Annotated in this window: 2 protein-coding genes; both read right to left on the bottom strand. The window is 54.2% G+C overall.

Annotation, left to right across the window (positions count from 1 at the left end; all coding sequences use genetic code 11):
- Positions 1 to 407 precede the first annotated feature (407 nt).
- The gene (locus D5S03_RS12230) at positions 408 to 1616 is read right to left on the bottom strand and encodes an ATP-binding protein (RefSeq protein ID WP_008869037.1); all 1209 of its coding nucleotides are present in this window, start codon (positions 1614 to 1616) and stop codon (positions 408 to 410) included.
- An 86-nt stretch (positions 1617 to 1702) separates the two neighbouring features.
- Positions 1703 to 4384: sigma 54-interacting transcriptional regulator (locus D5S03_RS12235; protein WP_287044221.1), on the bottom strand; the 2682-nt coding region annotated here is incomplete at its 5' end.

Here is a 4384-nt window from a genome sequence, read left to right on the forward strand (position 1 = left end):
CGCAAAGTTAAAGACGCGAAGCAGGTGTATTGTCCAAAACCGGGACACGGTTTTGGACAAGGCTGCCTTTTCATTTGCCGTACACCCGGCAAATGAAAAAATCTTCCTGCCTTCCTTTGCGACCTTTGCGTCTTGAGTGAGTCTTCGAACGGGCGGTTAAGGTTTCTTTATTTCTTGGGTTGCGGGCAAAGCCCGCTTTAGGCTATGTATCTATCCAAATTCATTGACATAATTTCTTGCAATCAGGAACTTTGAACTCTCAAGCTATGTTTTTGGCACCATAAAAGGCATTTTAAGGCAGTATTTTAGCCCTGCAGAGGTCCTTTAATCAATTAGTTCAATAACTTGATTAGGTCCGACCCCGAACGTCCCGAACGTACACACCGAACGTACAAGCACTCGGGCCATCAATACAAAAACCCGAACAACCACAGCGGCAGAATTCGACCATGGCCGACTTCCTGACCGTCCCTGACCACGTAGCCGTCTTGCGTCTCCTCGATCTGGCCAAAGCCCTTGCCTTTGCCGCCGACTTCAAACGTATATGTATCGTCCACTATAAAATCGCCACGCGCCGCCACCCTGATCCGCGCAGCGGCGGAGAACAGCTGGTTGACGAAAAATGTTTCACGCAGGCTGCCCAGGGGATCGGTTCGGGTCAGGGACTGGCTGATGGCCCATAACAGGTTCGTGTTTTCCAGAAAAATCTTAGAATCCTTTCGAACAAGCCTGGCCCCATGTCCGTGAGGCGGGACGGTGGTCAACAGCCCGGCCCGTTCCAGGACGGCCAGATAATCGTAGACAGTGGGCCGGCTGACGCCGACATCACGGGCCACACTCTCAATGCACAACTGCATGGGCGGGGACGTGGCCACCAGCCAGAGCAGTTTTTTCATGACCCGAACCCCCCCGGACCTGCGGCCTTCTGCCAGGCTCAAATCCTCGTACAGCGTTTTTTCAATCACGTTTTCCAGGCGCTGGAGATACTCCGCCTTGCCCTCAAGCACAAAAGGATACGCCCCGGCTTCGATATACTCCCGAAAATGCCCGAGTACCTGGCCGGAGCCGAGAACATCCGAAGCAAGGCGCTGGTGGTCGCGCAACAAGGTTTCCAGGGTCACGGGCTGGTACTCTCTTCCGTGGACAATGCTCAAATATTCGCGAAAGGAGAGAACCGGCAACATGCGGTAGAAGGCCCGCCGTGAAAGATCGTATTTGCCTGTCTGCATGGCCAGGGCCGAACTGCCCGAAACCACCAGGCGGCCTCTGGGAAACGAATCGTACAGTGACTTGATCTCCTGAGCCCAGTCAGGCCGCTTATGGGCCTCGTCGATGAACACGACTTCACCGCCGTGGCGAAAAAATTCCGCAGCAATGTCATAGATGCCCATGGCCGTAACCTGGATATGGTCAGCCGCGAAGTAAAGCCCTTTGCCGCCTTCCTGCTCGCAGTCCTTGAGACGCTGCAACATGAGCGTTGTCTTGCCCACACCCCGACCGCCATAAAGACAGATCAGGCGGTTATCCCAATTGATCCGCTCAAACAAAAACCTCCTCGTCGCGGGCAGATTCCCCACCAGCAAGGCCTGAATGGCGAAAAGGTCAGACAGATTCATTTTTTCTCCGATTGTCGCCGTACATTTACAGATCAAGCAATATAATGTCAAATCACAGCGACAAATCCCTTAGTACAATAACTTGATTAGGTCCGACACCATAAGCCCTGGTCCATGCCGTACTTGTCTATCAGGGAGTAGACGGTCTTGCGGGAGACCCCCAGGAGCCGGGCAGCCTCTGTTTTATTGCCTGAAGCCTGATCCATGGCATCCTGCAGAGCCTTTCTTTCCCGCTCTTCCAGGGTGGTGAACCCTCCTGTGCCGCCGGCCAGCCAGTCTGGAAGATCTGCCGGGCGGATCATGGGTGCAGGAGATATTTCAGCCAGGGTATGCACCAGGTTACGCAGTTCACGTACATTGCCCGGCCAGTTGTATCCGCACAGCAGTTCCATGCTCCTGGGAGACAGCTGACGGGGACGCCTGCTGGAAAGCCTGCTGTATTCTTCCAGGAAATGCTCGGCCAGGATAGATATATCCTCGGTGCGCTCCCGCAGGGTAGGGAGGTGGATTACTGTTTCGCAGAGTCGATAGAAAAGGTCGTCCCTGAACCGGCCTTTTTCCACCATGGCTTCCAGGTCCTGGTTGGCCGCTGCCAGGACCTTGGCCCCAATGGACCGGGGCCGGGAATCGCCCACCCTGGTGACTTCACGGGATTCCAGCACCCTGAGCAGAGCAGTCTGCATCCGGGAAGGAGCTGCCTCGATTTCATCCAGCAGGATTATGCCGTTGCCAGCAGCTTCAAAAAGGCCTTTCTTGTCGCTTGATGCCCCTGTAAAGGCACCCCGGCAGTGTCCGAAAAGTTCACTTTCCAGCAGGGAAGGGGAGAGATTGGCGCAGTTGACAGCCATGAATTCGCCCCGGCCTCTTAATTCATGTATGGCTCTGGCTGCCAGCTCCTTGCCTGTACCGGTCTCTCCCATGAGCAGCACCACTTTGTCCGTACCAGCCGTTGTCCTGATCCGGGTGTAGACCTCACCCATGGCCCGGCTTGCCCCGCGCAGTCCGCACAACCCGCCCGGGCCGCCCCCGGCCAGGCGGTTCTCCGCTTCATTGAGCCTGTTGCGCAATTCTTCTTCACGCAGGACCTCATCCGTGATCTCCTGGAACATCAGGACCACCTGACTGACGCGACCTTCCGGACCGGGTACCGGTGAGGATGTCAGGCGAAATATCTGCTCATCACCCTTGTGATTTCTGCGTTTTATCCCCTGATGCACACGGTGGTTTTCAAAGGAAACAATACATGGACAGTCTTTGCAGACCTTTTTGCGGGCTGTATGGCAAAAGACGTCATAGCAAAGAGGGGTGTTCTCGGGGCGAAGCCCGGGGAACCACTGCCTGAGCCTGGGATTGGCGCTGGTGATGCGCATGTTTTCATCAATAACAGCCACTCCCATGGCAATATTCTCAGCAATGACCCGGCAGCGGGCCTCGCTTTCCTGATGCTCCTTGCTGGCCTGCAGTCTTGACATGAGGTTGACTATGACCTGGGCCATAAAGCTCAGCAGATACATTTCAGTGTCTGAAAAAACTTTTTCCTTCCTGACTGCGTCAAAGCCGACAAAACCCAGACAAGCCCGGTTGTCCATCAAAGGGATGGAAACTATGGACTTGATGCCCTGATCCTCAAGGTGTGAGCGCATGCCAGGATTTTCAATCAACTCGCCGACATCAGGAATATGAACACTCTCGCCCCGTTCATGGGCCGGGATGAATTCAGAAATAAGATCAAAGGGCACAGCCTGGAGGTTGCCGATTTCCGGGTTTATATCTTCAGCGCACCATTCGTGCGTGTTCACTGCAATTTTACGGACATAGTCATAATTGAAGAGGTAAACCCGGTCTACTTCCACTGACCTGCCTACAGCTTCCAGAAGCCGGCTTATTGTGTGCTCGAAATCATCCAGGGGAGCATTGATGGAGTCGGCAGCCAGCTCCATAAGCAGGCCTTCCAGGGCCTTCTGCTTGTTTATGGCCCGCTCGGCTTCTTTACGCTGGGTGATGTCCTGCACAAACCCGACCACCCGCAATGGATCGCCCGCCTCATCATGTACAACCCCGGCTGATTCGCTGACCCAGCAGATCTGACCATCCTTTTTGACTATGCGATGGTCGTATTCCAGAGTAGTGCCTTCCTTCATTTCAATAATGGGCCGGCCTGTGCTGATCACGTACTCCCTGTCGTCAGGGTGCACCCGGTCCAGAAACGCCTGATAAGTCCCCTCAAACTCGCCTTCCTGCAAGCCGAACAGGGCCTCACACTCCTTTGACCAGAACACGGTGCCCTGGTCCATGTCGTGTTCCCAGACTCCGGACTGGGTCAAAGTCTGGGCCCAGGACAGCCTGGACTGACTGGTCAGCAGTTCTGTCTGCGCATTTTTCAAATCCGTAATATCCAGAGCGCTGCCAACGAGTTTAACAGTGCGGCCGTTGATTACAACCGGAGTAAGCCTGCTCAGCCAGGTCCTTTCACCTGCCGGAAGAAGCAGGGATTCTTCGTAGCTGATGTTCTGCTGCAGTTCAAAACACTTGCGATAATTATCCTCTATCCGGGCACCGAGTTCCGGACCAAAGGCCTGCACTGGTGTTTTACCTTTGATGTCCTGCAGGTCCAGCCCGGTTTTTTCCTGATGGTAAGCGTTCAGATTCTCAATAATAAAACGGCCCTGGGGGTCGATATCAATCAAAAAGAATGCACTTTGCACATTATTGAAGATGGTATCATATTCTATCAAAAGTTCGCGTCGCTCAACAGCAGCCTGTTCAAG

The sequence above is a fragment of the Desulfonatronospira sp. MSAO_Bac3 genome (assembly GCF_003838035.1).
Lineage (GTDB): Bacteria > Desulfobacterota > Desulfovibrionia > Desulfovibrionales > Desulfonatronovibrionaceae > Desulfonatronospira > Desulfonatronospira thiodismutans.

Bases quoted from the DNA above. Each gene is read 5' to 3' on its own strand.
- D5S03_RS12230 (WP_008869037.1), bottom strand. From the start codon at position 1,616: ATGAATCTGTCTGACCTTTTCGCCATTCAGGCCTTGCTGGTGGGGAAT.